The sequence below is a fragment of the Micromonospora sp. LZ34 genome (genome assembly GCF_052981855.1).
The window spans coordinates 62,501-87,622 of sequence record NZ_JBRIQN010000006.1 but is presented as its reverse complement, the minus strand read 5'-3'; the positions used below and the strand labels follow the sequence as shown (position 1 = coordinate 87,622).

The following is a 25,122-nucleotide window of genomic DNA, read 5'->3' as shown; positions in this document are numbered from 1 at the left end:
CTTACAGCCGTACCACCGAACACGTGAGGGTGCGGGTGATGCCGGGCACCATCTGCACCTTGCTGACGATGAGTTTGCCGAGTTCGTCGACGGTGTTCGCCTCGGTGAGGACGACCACGTCGTAGGGCCCGGTGACGGCGTCGACCCGTACCACGCCGGCAAGGTCCGCGATCAGACCGGCCACGTCACGCGCCCGGCCGACCTCGGTCTGGATGAGGATGTACGCCTGTACCACGACTCGACCTCCGTCCGTCGCCGCCCGCGAGCGGCCCGAGAGGAGAAAGTACCTTACGGACCAGGTCTGATCCCTATCGGTGGTCAAGGAGAAGCGGTGAGCGAGCGCGGCAGGAGCGGGTGGGGCGTCGGACCGGGTGCGGCGCGTCCCGGACGCGGCGGCGGGGAGGGGTTGGCGTGAGTGTCGCGGGGGTGGGCGAATTCGGTCTGATCGACCGGGTGACCGCCCGGCTGTCGTACGGCTCGACGGTGCTGCTCGGTCCCGGGGACGACGCGGCGCTGGTGGCCGCCCCGGACGCCCGGGTGGTCGCCTCGACGGACGTGCTGGTCGAGGGGCGGCACTTCCGGCGGGACTGGTCCGGCGCGCGGGACGTGGGGCACCGGGCGGCGGCGGCGAACCTGGCCGACATCGCGGCCATGGGGGCCACCCCGACCGCCCTGCTGGTGGCCCTCTGCATCCCGGCGGACCTGGCCGTCGGGTGGGCCGAGGAACTGGCCGACGGGCTGGCCGCGGAGGCGGCGACGGTCGGCGCGAGCGTGGTCGGCGGGGACATGTCGGGCAGCCCCACGCTCACCATCGCGGTGACCGCCCTGGGCGACCTGGCCGGCCGGGCGCCGGTGGTGCGCTCCGGTGCCCGGCCGGGGGACGTGGTCGCGCTCGCCGGTCGCACCGGGTACGCGGCGGCCGGGTTGACCGTGCTCTCCCGCGGCTTCCGCACCCCCCGGCTGCTGGTCGAGGCGTACCGGCGGCCGGAGGTGCCGTACGGGGCCGGCCCGCAGGCCGCCCGGCTCGGCGCCACCGCCATGATCGACGTGTCGGACGGGCTGCTCGCCGACCTCGGGCACGTGGCGAGGGCCAGCGGGGTCGGCATCGACGTGCGCCGGGACGCCTTCGAGGTGCCCCGGCAGATGCGCGACGCGGCCCAGGCGCTCGGCGTCGACCCGTACACCTGGCTGCTGGCCGGTGGCGAGGACCACGCCCTGGCCGCCACCTTTCCGCCCGAGGTGACGCTGCCCGAGCAGTGGCGCCCGATCGGGCGGGTGGTGACCGGCGGGGGCGTCACCGTCGACGGCGAGCCGTACCAGGGGGTCACCGGCTGGGACCACTTCCGGTAAGGGCTCCGCGCGGTCGTACCCTTTACCCGTGACGGAGATCGAGATCCACGCCGCGCGGTTCGACTCGCCGGTGGCGCAGCGCCTGATCCGGGACGCGCTGGCCGACCTCGGCGCCCGGTACGGCGGCAGCGGCGACGACACCCCCGTCGACGCCGCCGAGTTCGAGCCGCCGAACGGCGCGTTCCTGATCGCGATGCTCGACGGCGAGCCGGTCGGCTGCGGTGGCTGGCGCAGCCACGGCGAGGGGACCGCGGAGCTGAAGCGGATGTACACCGCGCCGGCGACGCGGGGCCGTGGGGTGGCCCGGGCGGTGCTGGCGGCGGTCGAGCGGTCGGCCCGCGAGCAGGGGCGCAAGCGGATGATCCTGGAGTGCGGCGACAAGCAGCCCGAGGCGATCGCCATGTACAGCTCGGCGGGTTACCAGCGGATCCCGAACTTCGGCTTCTACAAGGACGCGCCGGGCTGCCTCTCGTTCGGCCGCACCCTCTGATCCGACATTCGGACCGGGCCGGTCAGCCGGTGGTGATCCGGATCTGCTCGGCGGCCTTGCCGGCGGCGTGCGTCGCGGCGGCGCCGTCGATGCCCCAGGCCAGCACGTGGCCGCTGCGCCGCGGCGACGAGGTCACCTCGGCCACGGTGTCGCCCACCGCCACGTCGAGCTGCACGTCCAGCACGCCCGGCACCCGGCGGGCGTCGCGCAGCCCGTCGATGCCGGTGACCGTGCCCGGCGGCGCGAGCAGGAACTCCACCGCCGCCGCGCCGGTCGGCCGTGGCCGCAGCGCCGGCCGCTCCCCGCGCAACGTGCGCAGGTACGCCTCGATGAACCCGCACTCGTAGGCGATCGAGACCAGTGCGGTGATCATGTCGCCGGGCAGCCGGGCGGCGCACTCCACCAGGGCCGGCCGGCCGTCGGCGATGATCCATTCGCTGTGCAGCACCCCGGTGCGGAAGCCGGCGGCGGTGGCCAGCCGGGTCGCCACCGCGAGCAGTTCCCGGCGGGTGGCCGCGGGCAGCGCCGTGGGCACCGTGTGGCCGGTCTCCACCGGGCAGCGACCGGGCAGCACCCGCTTGTCGGTGACGTTGCCGAAGATCACCTCGCCGTCGGCGATGAGCAGTTCGACGCTGTGCTCCGGACCGTCGAGGACCTGCTCGACGAGCACCCCGGTGGGCAGCCCGTCGGTCGCCTCCGGCGGCGGCTCGGGCGACGCGGTGGCTGCCCAGGCGCCGGCGATCTCCGCCGGGTCGGCGATGATCTGCACGCCGAGGCTGCCCGAGCGGCGAGTCGGCTTCAGCACGCACCGGCCGCCGTGCCGCTCGGCGAACGTGACCGCCTCGGCGGGCGTGCCGACCAGCTCGAACGCCGGGTTCGCCAACTGGGCGTCGGCGGCCAGCAGCCGCATCCGGTGCTTGTCGGAGAAGACGTCGGCGGCCCCCGCCCCGGCGCCGGGCAGGCCGAGCGCGGCGGCGAGCCGGGCGGCGCCGGCGACCGCGTACTCCAGGCCGGGCACCACCAGCCGGGCGGCACGCAGTGCCGGCTCGCGGGCGACCAGCGCGGTCGCGTCCAGGCCGGTCTGGTAGCGCGCGGCGACCACCCGGGAGATGAACGGCAGCTCGCCCGCCAGCTGTTCGATGCCGCGGCGCCGGATCACGTCCGGTTCCTCGACCAGCACCACGCTGCCGGCCGGCAGTTCCTCGGCGTACCAGCGCAGCATGCCGAGGGACGCCCCGACAATGATCATCTCGTCTCGGCCCAGGTCCAGCTGCACCAGTCGTCCTCCGTGCTCGGGTGCGCGCCGGGAAAGGGGACGGCCGGCGCAGGCAGACCCTAACCGGACCCGGGCGGGTGCGTCGACGCAGCGTCGCGTACCGGTCAGCGCCGGTGCCCGGACACGACAGAGCCGGCGGACCACGAGGGCCCGCCGGCGCTGGCGAGTATGGAGGTCGGCGCTACCGCGTCAGGCGCGGGTGACCTTGCCGGCCTTGATGCACGAGGTGCAGACCTGCATCTTCTTGGTGTTGCCGCCACCGGCCGGGGTCCGCACCGACTGGATGTTCGGGTTCCAGCGGCGGTTGGTCCGCCGGTGCGAGTGGGACACGTTGTGGCCGAAGCCCGGTCCCTTGCCACAGACGTCGCACACGCTAGCCACGGGATACTCCTGGGATTGAAACGTTCATGAGGTCGCCGCCAGGCGCTGCCCGGGCAACCTGGCCAGGTTACCCGATGAACCGCCGTGCCGCCCAACCGCCCCGGTCGCCCCGGTCCGCGGTGGGCCGGGTCGGCGTCGCGGAAGCGGCCCGCGGCGCGGCGGGACGCCCGACGAGCGTACCGGCCGGCCGGCGCGCGGTCGTCCGGCGGGACACGCCGCGCCGGCCCGGCCGACCCCGGCGGCTGTCGGTGCGCGCCAGTAGGCTTCTCGCCGTGCTGGACACCCTCGACGCCGCCGCGGTCCGCCGCTGGTGCGCGGGCGGGCTGGCCGCGCTCAAGCGGCACCAGGGCGAGATCGACGACCTGAACGTCTACCCGGTGCCCGACGGCGACACCGGCACCAACCTGGTGCTCACCCTCACCTCGGCGCAGCAGGCGCTGGCCATGGATCTCGACACCCTCCCCGACGACAGCCCCACCCCGCACGGCCACGCGCTGCGGCTGATGGCCCAGGGCGCGCTGCTCGGCGCCCGGGGCAACTCCGGCGTGATCCTGTCGCAGATCCTGCGCGGCTTCGCCGACGCGCTGGCCGCCCGGCCCGCGGTGCGCGGCCGGGAGCTGGCGGTGGCGCTGCGTGCCGCCGCCACCGCCGCCTACGCCGCGGTCGCCCGGCCGGTCGAGGGCACTCTGCTCAGCGTCGCCGCGGCGGCCGCCGGGGCCGCCGAGCGGGCGGACAGCGACGACCTCCGCACGGTCGCCCGGGCGGCGGCCGGCGAGGCGTCCGGGGCGCTCGCCCGCACCCCCGAGCAACTGCCCGCGCTGGCCCGGGCCGGCGTGGTCGACGCCGGCGGGCGCGGGCTGTGCCTGCTGCTCGACGCCCTGGTCGAGGTGGTCACGGGGGAGAGCCCGCAGCGGCCGGCGCCCGCGCCGCGGGTGGCCCGCCCGCCGGCCACCGCCGTCCGCGAGACCGGTTCCGACGAGTACGCCTACGAGGTGCAGTTCCTGCTCGACGCCGACGACGAGGCGGCCGTGGCGCGGCTGCGGGTCGAGCTGGCGGCGCTGGGAGACTCGCTGGTCGTGGTGGGCCACGGTGGCACCTGGAACGTGCACGTGCACGTCAACGACGTCGGCGCGGCGATCGAGGCGGGGGTGGTCGCCGGCCGGCCGCACCGGATCTCGGTGACCCGCTTCGCCGACCAGGTCGCGCCGGTGTCGCCCGCCGTCGCGGCGGACGGGCGGGCCGCCGTGGTGGTTGCCGCCGGCGCGGGCATCGCCGAGCTCTTCGCCGGCGAGGGCGCCACCGTGGTGCCGGGCAACCCGTCGACCGGCGAGCTGCTGGACGCGATCCGGGCCACCGCCGCCGCCCGGGTGGTGGTGCTGCCCAACGACCCGAACACGCAGGCGGTGGCGAGCGCCGCCGCCCGGGAGGCGCACGGGCTCGGGGTCAAGGTCAGCGTGGTGCCGACCCGGTCGCCGGTGCAGGCGCTGGCCGCGCTCGCCGTACGCGACCCGGGGCGGCGCTTCGAGGACGACGTGATCGCGATGGCCGAGGCGGCCGGCGCCTGCCGCTACGCCGAGGTCTGCCACGCCAGCCGGGAGGCGCTGACCGTGGCCGGCCCGTGCCGTCCGGGCGACGTGCTGGCGCTGGTCGAGGGGGAGGTGCACCTGATCGGCGCCGACCTGCTCGACACCTGCGTCGCCGTGGTCGACCGGATGCTCGGCGGCGGGGGTGAGCTGGTCACCCTGCTCGCCGGGGCGGACGCCCCGGACGGGCTGGCCGAGGCGGTGCGGGAGCACGTCGGGCGGCGGTGGCCGTTCGTCGAGGTGCAGGCCTACCCGGGCGGCCAGCCGCACTATCCGCTCCTGGTGGGGGTCGAGTGATGCCCGAGACGGCCACGGTGGACACGCCGCTGAAGAAGCTGGTCGGCGAGAAGACGGCGAAGGCGCTGGCCAGCCACCTCGACCTGCACACCGCCGGCGACCTGGTCTACCACTTCCCCCGCCGCTACGACGAGCGCGGCGAGCACACCGACATCCGCTCGCTGGACGTCGGCGAACAGGTCACCGTGCTGGCCCAGGTGCAGCGCACCGCCGTACGCCCGATGCGCCAGCGTCGCGGCAACCTGCTGGAGGTGACCGTCGGCGACGGCTCCGGCGGCCTGCTCACCCTGACCTTCTTCGGCAACCAGGCGTGGCGGGAGCGGGAGCTGCGCCCGGGCCGGTGGGGGCTGTTCGCCGGCAAGGTCACCGAGTTCCGGGGCAAGCGGCAGCTCAACGGCCCGGAGTACGTCCTGCTCGGCGAGGGCGGCGACGGCGAGGCGGCGGCCAGCGAGGAGATCGAGGAGTTCGCCGGCGCGCTGATCCCGGTCTACCCGGCCGCCGCCGCGGTGCCGACCTGGGTGATCGCCCGCTGCGTGCGGGTGGTGCTGGACACCTTCACCCCGCCGGAGGACCCGCTGCCGGCCACCGTGCGGGCCAGCCGCAACCTGGTCGGGCTCGGCACCGCGCTGCGCGAGATCCACCGGCCGTCCAGCAAGGAGGATCTCTACCGGGCCCGCCGGCGGCTGAAGTGGGACGAGGCGTTCGCCGTGCAGCTGACCCTGGTGCAGCGCAAGCACCGGGCCGCCGACTGGCCCGCCCGGCCCCGACCGCCGCGCCCGGGGGGCCTGCTGGACGCGTTCGACGCCCGGCTGCCCTACGAGCTGACCCCCGGCCAGCGGGACGTGGGCGTCGAGATCGCGGCCGACCTGGCCACCCCGCACCCGATGCACCGGCTGTTGCAGGGCGAGGTCGGCTCCGGCAAGACCGTGGTCGCGCTGCGCGCGATGCTCCAGGTGGTCGACGCCGGCGGTCAGGCCGCGCTGCTCGCCCCGACCGAGGTGCTCGCCGCCCAGCACCACCGGGGCATGCTCGACCTGCTCGGGCCGCTCGGCCGGGCCGGCGAGCTGGGCGCCGCCGAGCACGCCACCCGGGTCGAGCTGGTCACCGGCTCGCTCGGCGCGGCGGCGCGCCGGCGGGCGCTGGCCGAGGTGGCCAGCGGCGCCGCCGGCATCGTGCTCGGCACCCACGCCCTGCTCTACGAGGGGGTCGACTTCGCCGATCTGGGTCTGGTCGTGGTCGACGAGCAGCACCGGTTCGGCGTCGAGCAGCGCGACGCCCTGCGCGCCAAGGCCGAGCAGCCGCCGCACGTGCTGGTGATGACCGCCACCCCGATCCCGCGCACGGTGGCGATGACCGTCTACGGCGACCTGGAGACGTCGACCCTGTCCCAGCTGCCGCGCGGCCGGTCACCGATCGCCTCGCACGTCGTCCCGGCCGCCGAGAAGCCGGCGTTCCTGGACCGGGCCTGGCGCCGGCTGCGCGAGGAGGTCGCCGCCGGCCACCAGGCGTACGTGGTCTGCCCGCGGATCGGTGACGGCCCGGGGTCGGAGGAGGAGGCGCCCCGGGAGGACGACTCCGGGCGGCGACCGCCGCTGGCGGTGACCGAGGTGGCCCCGCTGCTGGCCGAGGGGCCGCTGCACGGGCTGCGGATCGGCGTGCTGCACGGCCGGCTGCCGGCCGACGAGAAGGACGCGGTGATGCGCTCCTTCGCCGCCGGCGACCTCGACGTGCTGGTGGCCACCACCGTGGTGGAGGTCGGCGTCGACGTGCCGAACGCCACCGTCATGATCGTGCTGGACGCCGACCGGTTCGGCGTCTCCCAGCTGCACCAGCTGCGCGGCCGGGTCGGCCGGGGCGCCGCCGCCGGGCTCTGCCTGCTGGTCACCGAGGCGGCCGAGGCCAGCCCGGCGCGGGAACGGCTGGACGCGGTCGCCTCCACCACCGACGGGTTCAAGCTCGCCGAACTCGACCTGGAGCAGCGCCGCGAGGGCGACGTGCTGGGGGCCACCCAGTCCGGGCGCCGCTCCCACCTGCGCCTGCTCTCCCTGCTGCGCGACGCCGACCTGATCCGCGACGCCCGGGCCGAGGCGATCACCCTGGTCGAGGAGGACCCGGAGCTGTCCCGGCATCCGGCGCTGGCCGCCTCGGTGGCCGCCCTGGTTGACGAGGAGCGCGCGGAATACCTGGAGAAGGGCTGACCGGAGCGCCGCCTCCTGCTCCACCCCTCGTGGCTCCCGGTGTCGGGTCGCGGGGAGGGTGTTGCCCGGCGCTCCGCGCCGGCATCGTCCGCCCGTGCCATGTCGCGGTGAGCGTGATGCCGCTGCGTCATATTTATACGCAGCGGCATCAGAGCTGCCGCGGACATGCTCCCGAGCGGACCCGCGGCCTGCGGCAGCACCGGCATCGGCCCGCGCTGCGTGCCGGGCTGGCGCGGTGGGTGGCCGTGCCGGGTGGACATGGTGAGGGCGCGCCGACCCGGGTGGGTCGACGCGCCCTCAGCGCTCAGCTCGGATCAGGTCAGGCGGTGAAGCGCACCCGACGCCGCCGCGCCATCACGAAGAGCACCGCGCCCAGGGCGAGCAGGGCGACCGCGCCCGCGGCGATGCCGCCGGCAGCCGCACCGGTCACCGGCAGGCCCGGCTCCTCGCCACCGGCGCCTCCGCCGCCGCAGTCACCCTCGGGGGCGTAGACGGCCTCCATCTCGAGTTCCAGGTCGGGGAGCACGACCAGCGCGGTCTCGTCCTTGCCGGCCTTGAAGGTGACCGTCTCGGACTTGCCCGGCGCCACGGTCCGGGTCTCGGTCTTGCCGCCGTAGGTGAACTCCACCTTGACCGGCAGGCCACCCTCCGGGTTGGTCGCGGTCAGGCTGAAGGTCTTGCAGTCGGCCTCGGTGGTGATGGTCGGCAGCGGGCAGTCCTCGGGGCGCTGCCACGAGTAGGTGCCGTTCTCGATCACCTTGCCGTCGACCAGCACCTCGACCTTGCCGGCGTTCTCGGCGGGCACCACGGTGCCGTTGTCGGCCTTGCCCGGCTCGACGGTGACCTTCTTGGACCAGCCGTTCTCGCCCCGGACCTCGAACTCCACCGGGTACTTGGAGATCTTGCCGTCGTTGCTCAGCGACACGGTGACGGTGCCGTCGCAGTTGGACGCGAAGGTCGACGCCGGGGTGGTGCAGCTCTTGTCGCCGCCGTTGTACCAGCCCTGCGGGCCGGTCGACCGGTTGCCGGGCGCGCCCTTGGAGCCGAGCTTCTTGTCGCCGTACCGCTCGCCGCCCTCGACCAGCGGGTCGATGACCTCGTCGAGGCCCCCCCAGATCAGGTCAACCTGGGTGTGGCAGTCCGGGATGTCGACCTTCAGGTCGATCTCGGTCTGGGTGCCGCCGATCCAGTCGCTGTCCGGTGTGCCGTAGACGTACTGCGGGGTGGCGAACTGCGGCCGCGGCGCGAAGTACGAGACCAGCGTGAAGTGCTGCTTGCTGTCACCGCAGAGCGGCAGGTCACCGTCGAGCTTGACGGTCGCGGTGCCCTTCGGGCCGTCGAAGGTGTGGCTGTACTTCGCCTTGCTGGCGTCCACGCACTTCGGCGCCGGCGTGCACGGCTTGTCCGCGCCGAGGTTGATGCTGCCCTCGTCGCTCGACTTGGCGTTGTTCGTCAGCCAGACCGCGTCCACCTTGAGGGTGGCGCGCGACGTGTCGCCGGGGACGCGCTGGATCGCCTCGACGTAGGCACCCTCGGGGATGACCACGGTGTCCAGCGGCTTGCTGTCAGCGCCGTCCACGGTAACGGTCACGGGGGTGGCCGGGTCGGCCGTGACCTTCGTGATGGTGGCGGCCTTCTCCCGCTCGCTGTTCACCACCTTCCACGTGATGATCCGCTCGCCGCTGAGCTGGTCACAGCCGGCGGTGGCGGTGATGGTGGTGTGGTGGGCGCTGGCCGGCGCGGCCACGGCGACGGCCGCGGTGAGGCCGAGGAAGGCGGCCCCCAGCACGGCCAGTGGTCGCCGCAGCGACGCTCTGGTACGGATCACGCGTACTCCCGGGGTGAGGAAGCTTGAAAGGGGGTGGGCGCGGAGTGAGGCGGTCGGACGGTCGCAGGTGCGTCACCGCGCCGCCGGTGCGGGCGCCGCTCCGTGCCATGGGCCGGCGGTCCACCGCCGACACCCGGCAGACCCTAGCGAGATCGCCGCTCGCGTTACAGCGCTCAGCGGGACCTAAGGATGATGTTATGAATGCGAGATCATTGATATACGAAGGGTGGCCGGATCGGCGCGACGCGCATACCGGCGGTGTCGTCGGCGGGTCCCCGCGGCTCGCGTAGCGTCGGGGCATGAGCAGGAGGAGACGGTGACCCGCATCGTGGCCGGGACGCTCGGCGGGCGGCGGATCGCCGCGCCCCCGGGCGCCGGCACCCGGCCCACGTCCGACCGGGTCCGGGAGGCGCTGTTCAGCGCGGTGCAGGCCGAGGTCGACCTGACCGGCGCCCGCTTCGCCGACCTGTACGCGGGCTCCGGCGCGGTCGGGCTGGAGGCGCTGTCCCGGGGCGCCGGGCACGTGCTGCTGGTCGAGTCCGACCCGCGGGCCGCCCGGGTGGTCCGGGAGAACATGGCGGCCCTGCGCGCCGCCCCGGCCGCCCGGCTGGTCACCGGCCGGGTCGCCACCGTGCTGGCCGCCGGCCCGGAGGGCGGCCCGTACGACGTGGTCTTCGCCGACCCGCCGTACGCGGTGCCGGACGCGGAGATCACCGCGATGCTGGCCGCGCTGGTCGAAGGCGACTGGCTGACTCCCGACGCGCTGGTGGTGGTGGAGCGCTCCAGCCGGACCGGGCCGGTCGAGTGGGTGCCGGGTGTCACCGGCGAGCGCAGTCGCCGGTACGGCGAGACCACCCTTTGGTACGGTCGCCGATCATGAGACGTGCGGTGTGTCCCGGCTCGTTCGACCCGGTCACCAACGGACACCTCGACATCATCGGCCGGGCCAGCCGGCTCTTCGACGAGGTGATCGTCGGTGTGCTGATGAACCAGGCGAAGAGCGGCCTGTTCACCGTCGAGGAGCGGATCGACATGCTCCGCGAGGTGACCGCTTCGTACGACAACGTCCGGGTCGAGTCGTTCCGCGGGCTGCTGGTCGACTTCTGCCGGGCCCAGCAGGCGAGCGTGCTGGTCAAGGGCCTGCGCGCGGTCAGCGACTTCGACTACGAGTTGCAGATGGCCCAGATGAACATCGGCCTGGCCGGCGTCGAGACCCTCTTCATGCCGACCAACCCGCTCTACTCGTTCCTCTCGTCCAGCCTCGTCAAGGACGTGGCCAAGTGGGGCGGCGACATCTCCGCGCACGTGCCGGACCGGGTCCGGGCGGAGTTGCAGGCCCGGCTCGGGCCGGCCGCCCGCGGCTGACCGCCCCGCCCGCGGCTGACCGCCCCGCCCGCGGCTGACCGCCGCGCCCGCGACCGGGGCGCCGGGGGCGACGCCGACCGCCGAACGCGACCGGAGCGCGGGCCGGCCGGGGGCGTGTGCCGACGATCGGCGCGACGCGCCGGGCCGGGCGGTGGAGCGCCGGCTCGCCCGCGCACGACATCATGGGTGGAGCGCGAACCCGGCCGTAGCCCGCATCATGTAGGTCGGCCGACGAACGACAGGAGTGAGGTACCGGTGGACCCGCTCGACCGCATCGACGAACTGATCGCCATGGTGGAGACGGCCCGCTCCGTCCCCATGTCGCGCAACAACTGCATGGTTGACCGGGGTGAGATGATCGCGGTGCTGGAGGAGTTGCGTGCCGAACTCCCCGCCGACCTGCGCCGGGCCGCCGCTCTGCTGGAGGAGCGGGACAAGATCATGGAGGCCGGCAAGCGCGAGGCCGACCGGATCATCAGCGAGGGTGAGGCGGAACACGCCCGCCTGGTCTCGGTGAACGAGATCACCGTCTCCGCCGAGCACGAGGGCGCCCGGATCATCGCCGAGGCCCGCGCCGAGGCGCAGCGGCTGCGCGAGGAGGTCGACGACTACGTCGACACCGCGCTGGCCAACTTCGAGCAGTTCCTCACCCGGGCGCTGGCCTCGATCGAGCGCGGCCGTGACAAGATGCACGCGCTGCGGGAGATCGGCACCTTCGGGGGCGACGAGGCGGAACGGCCGCTACCCTTCTGAGCGGCACCTCAGCAGCCGGCAGGGCGGGTGGGCGTCGCCCCCGGTTCGACGGTCCGGCGGTCGCCCAGGTACCCTTTTTTGTCGGCCTCTCACCGGCCGGAGTCTGACTATGCCCAAACACACGCCTTCCCCACTCAACCCCAGGTCGCCGCTGGTCCTCGACACGAGGGAGCTGCCGCGTCGGCCTGGTGCGTTGCGTACGGTCAAGCGGGTGGTAACGGCACCGGCGGACCTCGGCGTGGAGTTGATCAGCGTGCCGGAGGGCGCGGACCTCGACCTCGACCTGAGGTTGGAGTCGGTGTCCGAGGGCGTGCTCGTCTCGGGCACCGTCAGCGGTCCCGTCCGGGGCGAGTGCGGGCGCTGCCTGCGCGAGATCAACGACTCGGTGGCCGTGCGGATCCAGGAGCTGTACGCGTACGAGAACAGCACCACGGACACCACGACCGACGAGGACGAGGTGGGCCGGATGCAGGGAGATCTGATCGACCTGGAACCGGCGCTGCGGGACGCGGTGGTGCTCACACTGCCGACCAACCCGCTCTGCCGGGAGGACTGCCCAGGCTTGTGCCCCGAGTGTGGGGTGCACCGGGACGAGCTGCCGGCCGACCACAGTCACCAGCAGATCGACCCGCGTTGGGCGGGCCTGTCGCAACTGACCCGTAAAGAGGAGTAAGAACCGTGGCCGTCCCCAAGCGCAAGATGTCGCGCAGCAACACCCGGTCCCGCCGGGCGCAGTGGAAGACCGCGGCGGTCGCGACCGTGGCCTGCCCGCAGTGCAAGTCCGCGAAGCTGCCGCACGCCGCCTGCTCCGTCTGCGGCACCTACAACGGTCGTCAGGTCATCGAGGTCTGACCGGACGCCGAGTGACGCCCCCGACCACAGGTCGGGCGGCGCGCGCGCCCTGGCGAACGCCCGGTGCCCCGGCTCCCACCGACGCCGGCCGGCCTGCTCCGGCCGGCGTTCCGGTGGAGCCGGGCATCGCGCGGATCGCCGTTGACCTCCTCGGCGGGGACGACGCTCCCGCCGTCGTGGTTGACGGCGCTCTGCGGGCCGTACGCGCCGACCCTGACCTGCACCTGCTGCTCGTCGGCCCGACCGAGGTCGCCGGCGAGCTGATCGCCGCCCTCGACCCGACGCAGCGCGCCCGGGTCGCCGTCCGGCCGGTCCGCGCCGCCGTCGGCATGGCCGACCACCCCAGCGCCGCCCGCGCGCACAGCACCGTCCGGGCGGCCGTCACCGCGGTCCGCGACGGCGCCGCCGACGCGCTGGTCTCCGCCGGCTCGACCGGTGCCACCGTCACCGCCGCCGCGCTCGGCCTCGGCCGCTGGTCGGAGGTCCGCCAGCCGGCCCTGGTCGCCACCCTGCCGGCGGTCGCCGGCCCGGTCGTGCTGCTCGACGTCGGCGGCTCGCTGGAGCCGCGCCCGGCCACCCTCGCCCGGCACGCCGTGCTCGGCGCCGCCTACGCGGCGGTCGCGCACGCCGTCGTCGAACCCCGGGTCGGGCTGCTCTCCGTGGGCACCGAGGCGGGCAAGGGCGACCGGGTCCGCCGGCTCGCCGACCCCGCCCTCGCCGCCGAGCCGCTGCCCTGCGGCGGCCGCTACGTCGGCCTCGTCGAGGGCTACGACGTCTCGCTCGGCGCGCGCGCCGACGTGGTGGTCACCGACGGCTTCACCGGTAACGTGCTGCTCAAGGCGATTGAGGGCGCGTACGCGATGGCCGGCGGACCACCGGCCGGCGGCGGGGCGCCGCGCGCGGCCGCCCTGCTCGGGGTGGCCGGGACCGTGGTCGTCTGCCACGGCGCCGCCCGGGCCGACGACGTCGCCTCCGGCATCGCGCTCGCCGCTCACCTGTGGCGGCGGGGCGCCACCGACCTGATCTCCGCGCTGCTGGACGCCGCGGAGGTCGCCGAGGACCGCATCGACCGCACCACCGACACCGAGGTACGCACATCATGATCAACGACAAGCGGCGGCGGGCATCCGTCGGTCACCTGGAGGCGGCGTTCGGCGTCACGCTGGACCCGGAACTGCTGGAGCGGGCGCTGACCCACCGCTCGTACGCGTACGAGAACGGCGGCCTGCCCACCAACGAGCGGCTGGAGTTCCTCGGCGACTCGGTGCTCGGCGTGGTGATCACCACCGCGCTCTTCCACAACCACCCCGACCTGCCCGAGGGGCAGCTGGCCAAGCTGCGGGCCAGCGTGGTCAACATGCGCGCGCTGGCCGACGTGGCCCGGGGCCTGGGCCCGGACGGGCTCGGCGCCTACCTGCTGCTCGGCAAGGGGGAGGAGACCACCGGCGGCCGGGACAAGGCCAGCATCCTGGCCGACACCCTCGAGGCGCTGCTCGGCGCGATCTACCTCCAGTACGGCCTGGACACCGCGGCGGAGGTGATCCACCGACTGTTCGACCCGCTGATGGCCGAGTCGGCCGGTCGCGGCGCCGCGCTGGACTGGAAGACCAGCCTGCAGGAGCTGACCGCCTCGCTCGGGCTGGGCGTGCCCGAGTACCGCATCGAGGGCACCGGGCCGGACCACCTGAAGACCTTCACCGCCTGGGTGGTGGTGGCCGGCAACCGCTACGGCGGCGCCGAGGGGCGGAGCAAGAAGGAAGCCGAGCAGCGCGCCGCCGAGTCGGCCTGGCGGACGCTGACCGAGCAGGCGGAGCAGGAGCGGGCACCGGCCCCGGCCGCCGAGACGGCCTCCGACGCCGCCGAGGCGGGCGCGCGCCGTGCCTGAGCTGCCCGAGGTGGAGACGGTCCGGCAGGGCCTGGCCCAGTGGGTCACCGGCCGCCGGATCGCCTCGGTCGAGGTGCGCCACCCGCGCGCGGTACGCCGGCACGCCCCCGGCGGCGCGCACTTCGCCGACGTGCTCGCCGGGCGGACCGTGCTCGACGTCCGCCGCCGGGGCAAGTACCTCTGGCTGCCGCTGGACAGCGGGGACGCGGTCATCGGGCACCTCGGCATGTCCGGGCAGCTGCTGCTGCAACCCGCCGACGCGCCGGACGAGACCCACCTGCGGATCCGGTTCCGGTTCGCCGACGGCGGCCCCGAGCTGCGCTTCGTCGACCAGCGCACGTTCGGCGGGCTGTCCGTCTCGGCCGGCGGGGCGGAGCTGCCGGCGGAGATCGCGCACATCGCCCGCGACCCGATGGACCCGCAGTTCTCCGACGCGGAGTTCGTCGCCGCGCTGCGCCGGCGGCGTACCGAGGTGAAGCGGGCGCTGCTGGATCAGACCCTGCTCTCCGGAGTCGGCAACATCTACGCCGACGAGGCGCTCTGGCGGGCCCGCCTGCACGGCGCCCGTCCCACCGACGTGCTCACCCGCCCGGCCGCGCTGCGGCTGCTCGGTCACGTCCGGGACGTGCTCGGTGAGGCGATCAAGGAGGGCGGGACCAGCTTCGACGCCCTCTACGTCAACGTCAACGGCGAGAGCGGCTACTTCGACCGGTCGCTGAACGTCTACGGCCGGGAGGGCCGGCCCTGCCGCCGCTGCGGCGCGCCGATCCGCCGTGAGGCGTTCATGAACCGGTCGTCGTACAGCTGCCCGCGTTGCCAGCCCCGCCCTCGGGGACCGCTTCGGGGATGACCCCGAGCCGGGTCCGGGTCGCCGTCGGCGCGTCGGCCGGGCCGGGTCCGGGAAGGGCCCGGTGAGCCGCCCGTTTCGACCCGGGTCGCCCGGCGGCGCCGGCCGTTCAGGGCGCGCACAGGTTCCGGGCCGCACCGGGGCCGTTCCCTGATGTCTCCACCCCGTCGCGCCCATAGCGTCAGCACCGTTGACAGGGGGTTGACGTGACAGGGGGACCCGTGATGGGGGCAAGACCGGTAACGGTGCGGTTGGCACGCTGGAGCGCGGAGCACCCGTGGCGGGCCGTCGCGATGTGGGTGGTGTTCGTGGCGGTGTGCTTCGTCGGGGGGAGCGCCGCCGGCCTCAACGAGGCCACCTCCGCGGACCAGGCCATCGGCGAGTCCGGCCGGGCGGGCGTGATCGTGGACGCCGGGAAGTTCGACGACCCGGCGACGGAGAACGTCCTCATCACGCCGCGCGGCGGCACGCTGGACCAGGCCGCCGCGAAGGCGGCGGCCGACGACGCGGCGGCCCAGCTGCGCTCGGTGACCGGGGTCGCCTCCGTCGGCGAGCCGGTGCCCGCCCGGGACGGCTCGGCACTGCTGCTGCCGATCACCATGTCCGGCGACCCGGAGACCGCGTCCGACCGGGTGCAGCCGCTGCGCGACGCCACCGCCCGGGTGCAGGACGGGCACCCGCAGCTGCGGATCGAGCAGGTCGGCGGCCCGTCGATCAACAAGGCGCTGGACGACACGCTCGGCAAGGACTTCAAGCGCGCCGAGCTGCTCAGCCTGCCGGTGACCCTGGCCATCCTGATCATCGCGTTCGGGGCGCTGATCGCCGCCGGCGTGCCGGTGCTGCTGGCGCTCTCCTCGGTGGCCGCGGCGATGGGGCTCTCCACCCTCGCCTCGCACCTGGTGCCGGCGACCGACACCACGGCCAGCGTCATCCTGCTGATCGGCATGGCGGTCGGGGTGGACTACTCGCTGTTCTACGTGCGGCGCGAGCGGGAGGAGCGGGCCAAGGGCCGCTCGGGCCTGGACGCGGTGGAGATCGCCGCAGAGACCTCCGGCCACGCCGTGGTCGTCTCCGGCTTCGCCGTGATCATCTCGATGGCCGGGCTGCTGCTCGCCGGTGACGTGGTCTTCTCCTCCCTCGCGGTGGGCTCGATCCTGGTGGTCGCGGTCGCGGTGACCGGCTCGCTGACCGTCCTGCCGGCGCTGCTGGCCAAGCTCGGGCGCTGGGTCGACCGCCCCCGGGTGCCGTTGCTGTGGCGGCTGACCGCGCCGCGTACCGGGCGGCACGGCGAGCCGGCGTCGCCCCGGTTCTGGCCGGCCGTGCTGAAGCCCGCGCTGCGGGCTCCGGTGGCCACCCTGGTGATCTCGGTGGCGCTGCTGCTCCTGCTGGCCGTGCCGGCGCTCGGCATGAAGCTGAAGTTCCCCGGCATGGAGGATGTGCCGCGCAGCACGGCGGCGATGCAGGCGTACGACCGGCTCACCGCGGCCTTCCCGAGCAACGGCACCAGCCACACGGTGGCGGTCCGGGCGTCGGCCGCCGAGGCCGACCGGGTGCAGGCGGCGCTGACCGACCTGGCCGGCCGGGCGTCGGCCGACCCGCTCTTCGCGCCGACCGAGGCGGACGGCCCAAAGATCCGGGTGTCGGCGGACCGGCAGGTGTCGGTGCTGACGGTCGCCACCCCGTACACCAGCCGGGACGAGCAGGCCGGTCAGTCGCTGGACCGGCTCCGCGACGACCTGGTCCCGGCGGCGCTCGGCGGGGTCCCCGGCGTGGAGTACGCGGTCGGCGGCGACATCGCCGGCAGCGAGGACTACGCGCAGCACATCCGGGAGAAGCTGCCGATCGTGGTGGGCTTCGTGCTGGTGCTGACCTTCCTGGTGATGGTGCTGACCTTCCGCTCGGTGGTGATCGCGCTCAGCTCGATCCTGCTCAACCTGCTCTCCGCCGGCGCCGCGTACGGGCTGCTGGTGCTGGTCTTTCAGGGCGACTGGGCCGAGGGCCTGCTCGGCTTCACCTCGATGGGCGCGATCGTGGCCTGGCTGCCGCTCTTCCTCTTCGTGGTGCTCTTCGGGCTCTCGATGGACTACCACGTCTTCGTGGTCAGCCGGATCCGCGAGGGGATCCGGGCCGGTATGTCCAACCGGGACGCGGTGGCGTACGGGATCACCTCGTCGGCCGGCGTGGTGACCAGCGCGGCGATCGTGATGGTCGGGGTCTTCTCGATCTTCGCCACGCTGAGCATGATCGACTTCAAGCAGCTCGGCATCGGCCTGGCGGCGGCGATCCTGCTGGACGCCACGATCATCCGTGCGGTGGTGCTGCCGGCGCTGATGACCATGCTGGGGGACGCCAACTGGTGGGCACCGCGCTTCCTGCGCCCCCGCGCGCCGCAGGCGCCGGCCGACCCGCCGGCGCCCGCGCCGGAGCTGGTCGGCGTCCGCTGACCACCCCCGTCGAGGGCCGGACCGCGCCGCGGTCCGGCCCTCGCCATGCGCGGCGGCCCGGCCAGGGGCACGCCGGGCCGCTCAGAGCACCGGGCAGGAGATCCGCCAGGCGTCCAGGCGCCGCTCCTTGCGGATCGAGGCGAACCCGTACCCGACCGTCTCCACGCAGAAGTCCTCGGTCGAGCCGGTGTACTCGACGTGAAAGACCGGCTTGCCGGCCTCGACGAACGGCAGCAGCTTCGCGCACCGGCGCAGCCGTACGCACTCCTCGTCGACGGCGAAGTCGAAGTCCGGCGCCAGGGCGGTCAGCTGTTCGGTGTTGCCGAGCAGGCCGGGGGAGAGGTCCAGCCCGCGGGCGAGCTCGGCCAGCCGACGGTTGAACAGCAGCGCGTCGTCGAAGTTCAGCGGGAAACCGGAGCGGTGCGCGTAGCCGTCGGCGTCGGCGAGCGCCACCGCGCCGAACCCCTTGCCCCGGCAGAGCCGGAACCGGTCGGCCAGCACCGGCCGCAGCGTGTCCCACTGCCGTACGTCCAGCCAGCGGCTGTCCGGGCGGCGGGACGCGGCGCCGCGCACCCCGGCCGGAAAGCGCTCGGCGTCCGGGTCGGTGGGCAGGAACGAGCCGACGTGCACCTGGCAGACCAGGCGGCGGTCCCGGGACCGCAGCTCGGCGGTCTGCGCCGCGGTGGTGGCCACCGGGTCGAGCAGGAAGACGTCGGCGTCGACGCCCGGGTCCAGCACCCCGCTCAGCTGCCACTGCCACTGCCAGCGGCGGGCCGACTCGGCCGGCCAGGTGGTCGGCGCGTCCGGCGGGATCAGCTCGACCCGGCAGGCGTACAGCGGGACCGCCAGCGCGAGCGCCACGCACGCCGGCAGCGCCCGGCGCAGGCCCCGCCCGACGGCGCGCGCACGCAGCCGGATCCGCATCGGCAGCTCCCGGGTCGCGGGCGGCGTCCCGCCGCCCGAGCCGGTACGCCGGACCCGGCGTACCTCACCCGGTCAAACGAGCGCGGACCCGACCACGATTCGCGGTTCAGCGCGGCGCGGCGAAGACCTGGGTCCAGTACGGTCCGTTGCTGCTCGCGATGCCCACGCCGATCTCGGTGAAGGCGCAGTTGAGGATGTTGGCCCGGTGACCGGAGCTGTTCATCCAGGCGTCCATCACGGCGGCCGGGGTCTTCTGGTTCCAGGCCACGTTCTCGCCGTAGGTACGCCAGGAGTAGCCGACCCGGTCCAGCCGGTCGCCGGCGTCGCTGCCGTCGCTGCCGGTGTGCGACATGTTCTGGTGGTCGGCCTGGTCCTGGCTGTGCCGCTGGGCGGCGGTCATCAGCTTGTCGTCGATGCTCAGCGCGCGACAGCCGGCCTTCGCCCGCTCGGCGTTGACCAGGTTGACCACCTCGCGGGCCTGGCTGCTGACGTTGCCGCCCGGGGCGACGCCGGCGCCCCCGGCCGGCGTGGTGCTGCGCTCGGCGGTCCGGCGCGAGGGCGCCGTGGTCCGCGCGGGCGCCGGCGTCGGCTTGACCGCCTTCGTCGGGGACGGGGTGGGCTTCGCCGTGGTCGGCGCGGTGCTCGGAGTCGGTGCGACCAGCGCGTCGGCGGGAGTCGACTCCGATCCGGCGTCGAAGGGCGCCGCGGCCACCGTGTCGTCGCCGGCCGTGGTGGTGTCCGGCCGGTCGTCGCCGCCGGTCAGCGTGACGGCGCCGACGCCGAGGCTGACCACCAGCGTGGCCGCCGCGGCGGCGCCGCCGATCAGCGCCGGCCGGCGGAACCGGCGGGAGGTGCGGTGCCGGCCGTCGGCCGGCTCCTGGTCGGCGCCGGCAGCCCGGTGCGCGCCGAGGTCGGCCCCGCCCGCGTACGCCGGGTAGCCACCGGTCGGGTCCAGCTCCCCGGTGACCGGCTCGCCGGCCCACCGGTCGGCCGGCTCCTCGCGGTGCCAGCCGGTGTCCGGCTCCGCCTGCCACCGTTCGGTGGGCTGGTCCTGGTGCCACCCGGCGCCCGGCCGGTCGCCGTGCCACGCCTCGCCCGGCTGCCACTGCTCCGTGGGCTGGTCGTGGTACCCCGCCGCGCCCGGCTCCGCCCGCCACGCGTCGCCCGGCTGCTCACGCCACCCGCCGCTGGCGGCGGGCGGGGCGGCGTCCCAGGCGCTGCCCGGCTGCCACTGCTCGGTGGGCTGGTCCCGGTACGGCTCGGTCACCGGGCCGTCGGCCGTCGGGCCGGTCCACCGGTGGCCGGCCGGCTGGTCGCCGTGCCACCCGCCGGCCGGCTGGTCGCCGTGCCGGCTGCCGGTCGACTGTTCCTGGCGCCGTTCGTCGGCCGGCTGCTCCGGCTCGTCCCCGAACAGGTAGGACGACCGAGGTGCCGGACGGTCGGTCAGCCAGGACGGCTCATCGGCCGGTGGCTCGGGGCGCCGGCGAGCGCCGTCCGGGTCGTTCGGGTCGGTCCATCCGTACACGCCGTAGCCTCCACGGGTCGGTTGCGGGCCGGGGTGACGCTACGGGCCGCGTTCTAGCTGCGGCAACGTGGCTAAGAAAGAGTTAAGGGGAAGTCGGGCGTCCGGGCAGGGAGTTCCCACGAACCAAGGCGTACAGTAAAGGTGTCCGGACAGAGCGTGTCTGTGCCTTGTGGCGGCCCCCCGGCAAGTGGACAGGTCGACGTGGAGATGATCTACGGCCTGCGAGAACTTGACGAAGGAGGGGGTATCGGCTCAATATGTAGGTGTCGCCAGTCGCGCCCGGTCATGCCCAAGAACCAGCTGGAATGACAGCCGCGAACACAGGGGCGCGCGTTGGCCGGCCTTTCCGGCAGCGCATATCAAGGAGTCAACATGGCGAAGGCCCTCTACGGCCACGTAGGTGCGGCGCCTGACCGGCGCCTGCTCGACGAGGTCACCCGACTGCGTGCCAGGGTTCAGGCACTGGAGTTTGAGCTCACCCGGGTGCGTGCCGAGAACGATCGGCTCGCGGCGGCCGCGGCGGAGGCGGACGATCTGCTCCGTCTGGCCGAGCCGGCGCTCACCTAACTCTGGGTCGGAAAACTGAATCGCACCACGCAAAAAAGCGCGCCGACACATTTGTGCCGGCGCGCAGCTCTGTCCGCTCCCTTTTCGCAGGCGCATAAAGCGATCTTGTAACTGACCGGGGTTCGCGGAACTGCGATCGACCGGGCCGGGATAAACAGCTCCGGCAGGCCCGGATGTGAACCGGTCTGCCCCATTGCCGGCCGCCGTCGGAAACGGCGGGGGCGGGTCACGTGCCGCGCCGCACCCGGCGCCGGGTTAGTCTGCGGGTTCACCCAGGTCCGCGCAGCCGGCGACGGTACGGCGGCCACCGGACGAGGATCGAGAAGTGCATCTCAAGAGCCTGACGGTGAAGGGCTTCAAGTCCTTCGCCTCCGCGACGACGCTCAAGCTGGAGCCCGGGATCACCTGCGTGGTCGGCCCGAACGGCTCCGGCAAGTCCAACGTCGTCGACGCCATCGCCTGGGTGCTGGGCGAGCAGGGCGCCAAGGCGCTGCGCGGCGGCAAGATGGAGGACGTCATCTTCGCCGGCACCGCTGGCCGGGCCCCGCTGGGCCGCGCCGAGGTGACGCTGACCATCGACAACACCGACGGCGCGTTGCCGATCGAGTACACCGAGGTGTCGATCACCCGCCGGATGTTCCGCTCCGGCGAGAGCGAGTACGAGATCAACGGCAACTCCTGCCGGCTGCTCGACATCCAGGAGCTGCTCTCCGACTCCGGCATCGGCCGGGAGATGCACATCATCGTCGGGCAGGGCCGCCTCGACGGCATGCTGCACGCCAAGCCGGAGGACCGCCGGGCGTTCATCGAGGAGGCGGCCGGCGTCCTGAAGCACCGCAAGCGCAAGGAAAAGGCGCTGCGCAAGCTCGACGCGATGCAGACCAACCTCAACCGGCTCACCGACCTCACCGCCGAGCTGCGCCGCCAGCTCAAGCCGCTGGGCCGGCAGGCCGAGGTGGCCCGCCGGGCCGCCGCGATCCAGGCCAACCTGCGCGACGCCCGGCTGCGGCTGCTCGCCGACGACCTGGCCACCCTGCGCGCCACCCTGGACAAGGAGATCGCCGACGAGACCGCGCTGCGCGAGCGGCGGGAGCAGGTCGAGGGCGAGCACACCGAGGTGCAGCGCCGCCTCGGCGAGTTGGAGGCGGCGCTGGCCGAGGACGCCCCGCTGCTCGCCGCCGCGCAGGACACCTGGTACAAGCTCTCCGCCCTGCAGGAGCGGTTCCGCTCGATCGAGCAGCTGGCCCGGGAGCGGCTGCGCCACCTCAGCGCCACCCCGGACGACGAGCGCCCCGGGCGCGACCCGGACCAGCTGGAGGCCGAGGCCGAGCGGGTCCGCGAGCAGGAGGAGGAGCTGCGCGCCGCGCTGACCGACGACCAGATCCGGCTCGCCGAGGCGGTCGAGCACCGGCAGGAGCTGGAACGCCAGCTGGCCGCCGCCGAGCGCGAACTGGTCGCCGCGGCGAAGGCGATCGCCGACCGCCGGGAGGGGCTGGCCCGGTTGACCGGGCAGGTGAACTCGGCCCGGGCCCGGACCACCAGCGCGGGGGAGGAGATCGAACGGCTCGCCGCCGCGCACGCCGACGCGCTGGCCCGGGCCGAGCAGGCCCAGGCCGACCTGGATGCGGTGGCCGCCGAGTCCACCGAGGCGGACCGGGACAACGCCGACCTGGACGTCCGGCACGCCGAGGCGGTCGCCGCCCTGGAGAAGGCGCAGGCCACCGTCCGGACGCTGACCGACGCGGAGCGGGCGGCGGAGAAGGACGCCGCCACCTGGAAGGCCCGTGAGGAAGCGCTCGCCCTGGGCCTGCGCCGCAAGGACGGCGCCGGTGCGCTGCTGGCCCGCGCCGACGAGGTGCCCGGACTGCTGGGCAGCCTGGCCGGGCTGCTCACCGTCGCGCCCGGGCACGAGGCCGCGCTCGCCGCCGCGCTCGGCGGCCTCGCCGACGCGGTCGCGGTGAGCGGGGTGGACGAGGCCGTCGAGGCGATGCGGCTGTTGAAGATCTCCGACGCGGGCCGGGCCGGGCTGCTGGTGGGCAGCCCCGCCGGGCCGGGCATGGCCGGATCGGCCGACGCGTTGCGACCGAAGCTGCCCGACGGCGCGCGCTGGGCGCCCGACCTGGTGGAGTGCGCGGCCGAGATCCGCCCGGCCGTGCACCGGGCGCTGCGCGACGTGGTGCTGGTCGACGACCTGACCGCCGCCGCCGAGGTGGCCGCGGGCAACCCCGAGCTGCGCGCGGTCACCCCGGACGGCGACGTGCTCGGGGCGTACGCGGCGGCCGGCGGCTCGGCCAAGGCGCCCAGCTTCATCGAGGTGCAGGCGGCGGTCGAGGAGGCTCGGTCGAACCGGCTCGCCGCCGAACGGAGCAGCGCCGAACTGCGCGAGCAACTGGCCGAGGCGCGGGCCGAGGTGGCCGCCGTGAAGGAGACCGTGCAGCACGCCGCCGCGGCGAAGCGGGAGGCGGAGGGGCAGCGCAACGCGGCCGCCCGGCGGCTGGCCGAGCTGGGCGCCGCCGCCCGGTCGGCGAAGGCGGAGACCGACCGGCTCGGCGAGTCCCGGGCCCGCGCCGAGGCCGCCCGGGAGCAGGACCTGCTGCGGCTCGCCGAACTGGAGGAGCGGCTGCGGCTGGCAGAGGAGACCCCGGTCGACGCCGAGCCCTCCACCGAGGAGCGCGACCAGCTCGCCGCGATGGTGCCGCAGGCCCGGCAGAACGAGATGGAGGTCCGGCTCGCGGTGCGTACCGCCGAGGAGCGGGTGGCCTCGATCGCGGGCCGGGCCGACTCGCTGCGGCGCCAGGCCACCGCCGAGCGGGCCGCGCGGGAACGCGCGGCGGCGCGGCGGGCGGCGCGGACCCGCGGTGCGGGGATCGCCCGCGCGGTCGCCGCCGGCGCCCGGGAGGCGCTCACCCGGCTGACCGCCTCGATCGCCGCGGCCGAGGAGCACCGCGACGCGGTGGCGCGGGAACGCGCCGCCCGCGAGGCCGAGCTCTCCGAGGTGCGGGGCGCCGCCAAGCGGCTCGGCGCCGAGCTGGAGCGGTTGACCAGCCAGGTGCACCGGGACGAGGTGGCCCGCGCCGAGCAGCGGCTGCGCATCGAGCAGTTGGAGGCGAAGGCCGCCGAGGACTTCGGCCTGGACGTGGAGACGCTGGTCGCCGAGTACGGCCCGAACCAGCCGGTCCCGCCCACCCAGGCGGACCTCGCGCTGGCCGAGCAGGAGGGCCGGCCGGTGCCCGAGCCGGTCCGCTACGAGCGGCCGGTGCAGGAGAAGCGGGCCGCCAAGGCGGAACGCGAGCTGGCCCTGCTGGGCAAGGTCAACCCGCTCGCGCTGGAGGAGTTCGCCGCGCTGGAGGAGCGCTACAAGTTCCTCTCCGAGCAGCTGGAGGACCTCAAGGCCACCCGCCGGGACCTGCTCACCGTGGTCAAGGACGTCGACGACCGGATCCTGGAGGTCTTCGCCAGCGCGTTCGCCGACACCGCCCGGGAGTTCGAGCAGGTCTTCACGGTGCTCTTCCCCGGCGGTGAGGGGCGGCTGGTGCTGACCGACCCGGACGACCTGCTCACCACCGGGGTGGAGGTGGAGGCGCGGCCGCCCGGCAAGAAGATCAAGCGGCTGTCGCTGCTCTCCGGCGGCGAGCGGTCGCTGACCGCGGTGGCCATGCTGGTGGCGATCTTCCGCGCCCGGCCCAGCCCGTTCTACATCATGGACGAGGTCGAGGCGGCCCTGGACGACGTGAACCTGGGACGGCTGATCACGCTGCTGGCACAGTTGCGGGAGAAGAGTCAGCTGATCGTCATCACGCACCAGAAGCGGACGATGGAGGTCGCCGACGCCCTCTACGGGGTGACCATGCGCAACGGCGTCACCCAGGTGATCAGCCAGCGGCTCAACCGAGCCGAGGGCGACGACGAACGGCAGGAGAACTGAGTGGCTCGGGAACGCGCGACGGCGCTCCTGGTGGATTTCGACGGCGTACTGCGGCGCTGGGATCCGGCTGTCGCCGCCGGGGTGGAGCGGCGCTACGGGCTCGCCGAGGGGGTGCTGACCGAGATCGCCATGCAGTGGGGGCGGCTCCAGCCGGTGCTCACCGGTCAGGTCAGCCACGCCGACTGGATGACCAGCGTGGCCGACGCGCTGGCCGAGCCCGCCGGCGGCGCCCAGCGCGCCCGGGCCGCCGTCGAGGAGTGGCAGCGCTACCGCGGTGAGGTGGACACCGACGTGCTCGACTTCGTCCGCGAGGCCCGGGCCGGCGGCATCCGGGTCGGTCTGGCCACCAACGCCACCGACCTGCTCGACGAGGACCTGGCCGCGCTCGGCCTGGTGGGCGAGCTGGACGTGGTGGTCAGCTCCTACCGGCTCGGGGTGAACAAGCCGGCCAAGGAGTACTTCCAGGCCGCCTGCCAGGCGGTGGCCGCCCCGCCGGACCGGGTGCTCTTCGTCGACGACGAGGACTGGTCGGTGCGCGGCGCCCGGGCGGCCGGGCTGTCGGCGCACCGCTGGAGCGGCCCGGACGACCTGCGCTACCTGCGGGCGGCGCTGGCGTATTGACCGGCGCCGCC

General features: G+C 74.6%; 22 protein-coding genes. 16 read left to right on the top strand and 6 right to left on the bottom strand.

Annotated elements, in window-relative coordinates; all coding sequences use genetic code 11:
• Position 1: 1 nt before the first annotated feature.
• A complete protein-coding gene (locus ACVCAH_RS09515; protein ID WP_013284547.1) occupies positions 2-235 on the bottom strand; it encodes an Lrp/AsnC ligand binding domain-containing protein in 234 nt (77 codons plus the stop codon).
• 176 nt (positions 236-411) lie between these two features.
• Between ACVCAH_RS09515 and ACVCAH_RS09510 the strand changes: the two genes are divergently transcribed.
• On the top strand, positions 412-1,350 hold the full coding sequence (locus ACVCAH_RS09510; RefSeq protein ID WP_447135687.1) for a thiamine-phosphate kinase: 939 nt from the start codon (positions 412-414) through the stop codon (positions 1,348-1,350).
• A 28-nt stretch (positions 1,351-1,378) separates the two neighbouring features.
• Positions 1,379-1,840: a GNAT family N-acetyltransferase gene (locus ACVCAH_RS09505; protein ID WP_447135686.1), complete on the top strand. Its 462-nt coding sequence runs from the start codon at positions 1,379-1,381 to the stop codon at positions 1,838-1,840.
• A gap of 22 nt (positions 1,841-1,862) precedes the next feature.
• Here ACVCAH_RS09505 and ACVCAH_RS09500 read toward each other — a convergent pair whose 3' ends face one another.
• Both ACVCAH_RS09500 and rpmB read right to left on the bottom strand, forming a co-directional pair.
• Positions 1,863-3,116 (bottom strand): ATP-grasp domain-containing protein, encoded by a 1,254-nt coding sequence (locus ACVCAH_RS09500; RefSeq protein WP_447135685.1) that lies wholly within the window; start codon positions 3,114-3,116, stop codon positions 1,863-1,865.
• Between the two features lie 189 nt (positions 3,117-3,305).
• The gene (gene rpmB / locus ACVCAH_RS09495; RefSeq protein ID WP_088963534.1) at positions 3,306-3,497 is read right to left on the bottom strand and encodes a 50S ribosomal protein L28; all 192 of its coding nucleotides are present in this window, start codon (positions 3,495-3,497) and stop codon (positions 3,306-3,308) included.
• Between the two features lie 272 nt (positions 3,498-3,769).
• Here rpmB and ACVCAH_RS09490 point away from each other — a divergent pair, with 272 nt between their 5' ends.
• Entirely contained in the window at positions 3,770-5,377 is a 1,608-nt protein-coding gene (locus ACVCAH_RS09490; protein ID WP_447135684.1) for a DAK2 domain-containing protein, read from the top strand.
• Entirely contained in the window at positions 5,377-7,575 is a 2,199-nt protein-coding gene (recG, locus tag ACVCAH_RS09485; protein ID WP_447135683.1) for an ATP-dependent DNA helicase RecG, read from the top strand. Before ACVCAH_RS09490 ends, recG begins: the two co-directional genes overlap by 1 nt.
• Positions 7,576-7,894: 319 nt before the next feature.
• On the opposite strand, the gene ACVCAH_RS09480 is transcribed toward recG, so the two are convergent.
• Positions 7,895-9,403, bottom strand: a complete 1,509-nt coding sequence (locus ACVCAH_RS09480) for a cell wall anchor protein (protein WP_447135682.1) — start codon at positions 9,401-9,403, stop codon at positions 7,895-7,897.
• A 316-nt stretch (positions 9,404-9,719) separates the two neighbouring features.
• On the opposite strand from ACVCAH_RS09480, the gene rsmD reads away from it, so the two are divergent.
• The 9 genes from rsmD (at position 9,720) to ACVCAH_RS09435 (ending at position 17,549) form a co-directional block, all read left to right on the top strand.
• Positions 9,720-10,283: a 16S rRNA (guanine(966)-N(2))-methyltransferase RsmD gene (rsmD, locus tag ACVCAH_RS09475; protein ID WP_447135681.1), complete on the top strand. Its 564-nt coding sequence runs from the start codon at positions 9,720-9,722 to the stop codon at positions 10,281-10,283.
• On the top strand, positions 10,280-10,768 hold the full coding sequence (gene coaD / locus ACVCAH_RS09470; protein WP_447135680.1) for a pantetheine-phosphate adenylyltransferase: 489 nt from the start codon (positions 10,280-10,282) through the stop codon (positions 10,766-10,768). The genes rsmD and coaD overlap by 4 nt, the downstream gene beginning before the upstream one ends.
• A gap of 255 nt (positions 10,769-11,023) precedes the next feature.
• On the top strand, positions 11,024-11,521 hold the full coding sequence (locus ACVCAH_RS09465) for a hypothetical protein (RefSeq protein WP_447135679.1): 498 nt from the start codon (positions 11,024-11,026) through the stop codon (positions 11,519-11,521).
• A gap of 109 nt (positions 11,522-11,630) precedes the next feature.
• Positions 11,631-12,194 carry a YceD family protein gene (locus ACVCAH_RS09460; protein WP_447135678.1) on the top strand — a complete coding sequence of 188 codons (564 nt, stop codon included), beginning with the start codon at positions 11,631-11,633 and terminating at the stop codon, positions 12,192-12,194.
• Between the two features lie 5 nt (positions 12,195-12,199).
• Entirely contained in the window at positions 12,200-12,373 is a 174-nt protein-coding gene (gene rpmF, locus ACVCAH_RS09455) for a 50S ribosomal protein L32 (protein ID WP_447135677.1), read from the top strand.
• Positions 12,374-12,486: 113 nt separating this feature from the next.
• Positions 12,487-13,476: a phosphate acyltransferase PlsX gene (locus ACVCAH_RS09450; RefSeq protein ID WP_447135676.1), complete on the top strand. Its 990-nt coding sequence runs from the start codon at positions 12,487-12,489 to the stop codon at positions 13,474-13,476.
• Positions 13,473-14,258 (top strand): ribonuclease III, encoded by a 786-nt coding sequence (gene rnc, locus ACVCAH_RS09445; protein ID WP_447135675.1) that lies wholly within the window; start codon positions 13,473-13,475, stop codon positions 14,256-14,258. Before ACVCAH_RS09450 ends, rnc begins: the two co-directional genes overlap by 4 nt.
• Positions 14,251-15,108: a bifunctional DNA-formamidopyrimidine glycosylase/DNA-(apurinic or apyrimidinic site) lyase gene (mutM, locus tag ACVCAH_RS09440; protein WP_447135674.1), complete on the top strand. Its 858-nt coding sequence runs from the start codon at positions 14,251-14,253 to the stop codon at positions 15,106-15,108. The genes rnc and mutM overlap by 8 nt, the downstream gene beginning before the upstream one ends.
• A gap of 221 nt (positions 15,109-15,329) precedes the next feature.
• A complete protein-coding gene (locus ACVCAH_RS09435) occupies positions 15,330-17,549 on the top strand; it encodes an MMPL family transporter (protein WP_447135673.1) in 2,220 nt (739 codons plus the stop codon).
• Positions 17,550-17,630: 81 nt separating this feature from the next.
• On the opposite strand, the gene ACVCAH_RS09430 is transcribed toward ACVCAH_RS09435, so the two are convergent.
• Together ACVCAH_RS09430 and ACVCAH_RS09425 are read right to left on the bottom strand one after the other, a co-directional pair.
• Positions 17,631-18,473 carry an endo alpha-1,4 polygalactosaminidase gene (locus tag ACVCAH_RS09430; protein WP_447135672.1) on the bottom strand — a complete coding sequence of 281 codons (843 nt, stop codon included), beginning with the start codon at positions 18,471-18,473 and terminating at the stop codon, positions 17,631-17,633.
• A gap of 106 nt (positions 18,474-18,579) precedes the next feature.
• A complete protein-coding gene (locus tag ACVCAH_RS09425; RefSeq protein ID WP_447135671.1) occupies positions 18,580-19,998 on the bottom strand; it encodes a CAP domain-containing protein in 1,419 nt (472 codons plus the stop codon).
• Positions 19,999-20,370: 372 nt separating this feature from the next.
• Here ACVCAH_RS09425 and ACVCAH_RS09420 point away from each other — a divergent pair, with 372 nt between their 5' ends.
• The 3 genes from ACVCAH_RS09420 to ACVCAH_RS09410 all read left to right on the top strand — a co-directional run bounded on the left by ACVCAH_RS09420 (position 20,371) and on the right by ACVCAH_RS09410 (position 25,111).
• Entirely contained in the window at positions 20,371-20,565 is a 195-nt protein-coding gene (locus ACVCAH_RS09420) for a hypothetical protein (protein ID WP_120778149.1), read from the top strand.
• Positions 20,566-20,890: 325 nt separating this feature from the next.
• Positions 20,891-24,490: a chromosome segregation protein SMC gene (gene smc / locus ACVCAH_RS09415; protein ID WP_447135670.1), complete on the top strand. Its 3,600-nt coding sequence runs from the start codon at positions 20,891-20,893 to the stop codon at positions 24,488-24,490.
• Positions 24,491-25,111: an HAD family hydrolase gene (locus tag ACVCAH_RS09410; RefSeq protein ID WP_447135669.1), complete on the top strand. Its 621-nt coding sequence runs from the start codon at positions 24,491-24,493 to the stop codon at positions 25,109-25,111.
• Positions 25,112-25,122: the final 11 nt, after the last annotated feature.

Excerpts from the sequence above, each read along its gene's own strand:
- ACVCAH_RS09420 (WP_120778149.1), top strand. The coding sequence starts at position 20,371 with ATGGCGAAGGCCCTCTACGGCCACGTAGGTGCGGCGCCTGACCGGCGC.
- rnc (WP_447135675.1), top strand. The coding sequence starts at position 13,473 with ATGATCAACGACAAGCGGCGGCGGGCATCCGTCGGTCACCTGGAGGCG.
- ACVCAH_RS09435 (WP_447135673.1), top strand. The coding sequence starts at position 15,330 with ATGGGGGCAAGACCGGTAACGGTGCGGTTGGCACGCTGGAGCGCGGAG.
- ACVCAH_RS09460 (WP_447135678.1), top strand. The coding sequence starts at position 11,631 with ATGCCCAAACACACGCCTTCCCCACTCAACCCCAGGTCGCCGCTGGTC.
- recG (WP_447135683.1), top strand. The coding sequence starts at position 5,377 with ATGCCCGAGACGGCCACGGTGGACACGCCGCTGAAGAAGCTGGTCGGC.
- coaD (WP_447135680.1), top strand. The coding sequence starts at position 10,280 with ATGAGACGTGCGGTGTGTCCCGGCTCGTTCGACCCGGTCACCAACGGA.
- ACVCAH_RS09430 (WP_447135672.1), bottom strand. The coding sequence starts at position 18,473 with ATGCGGATCCGGCTGCGTGCGCGCGCCGTCGGGCGGGGCCTGCGCCGG.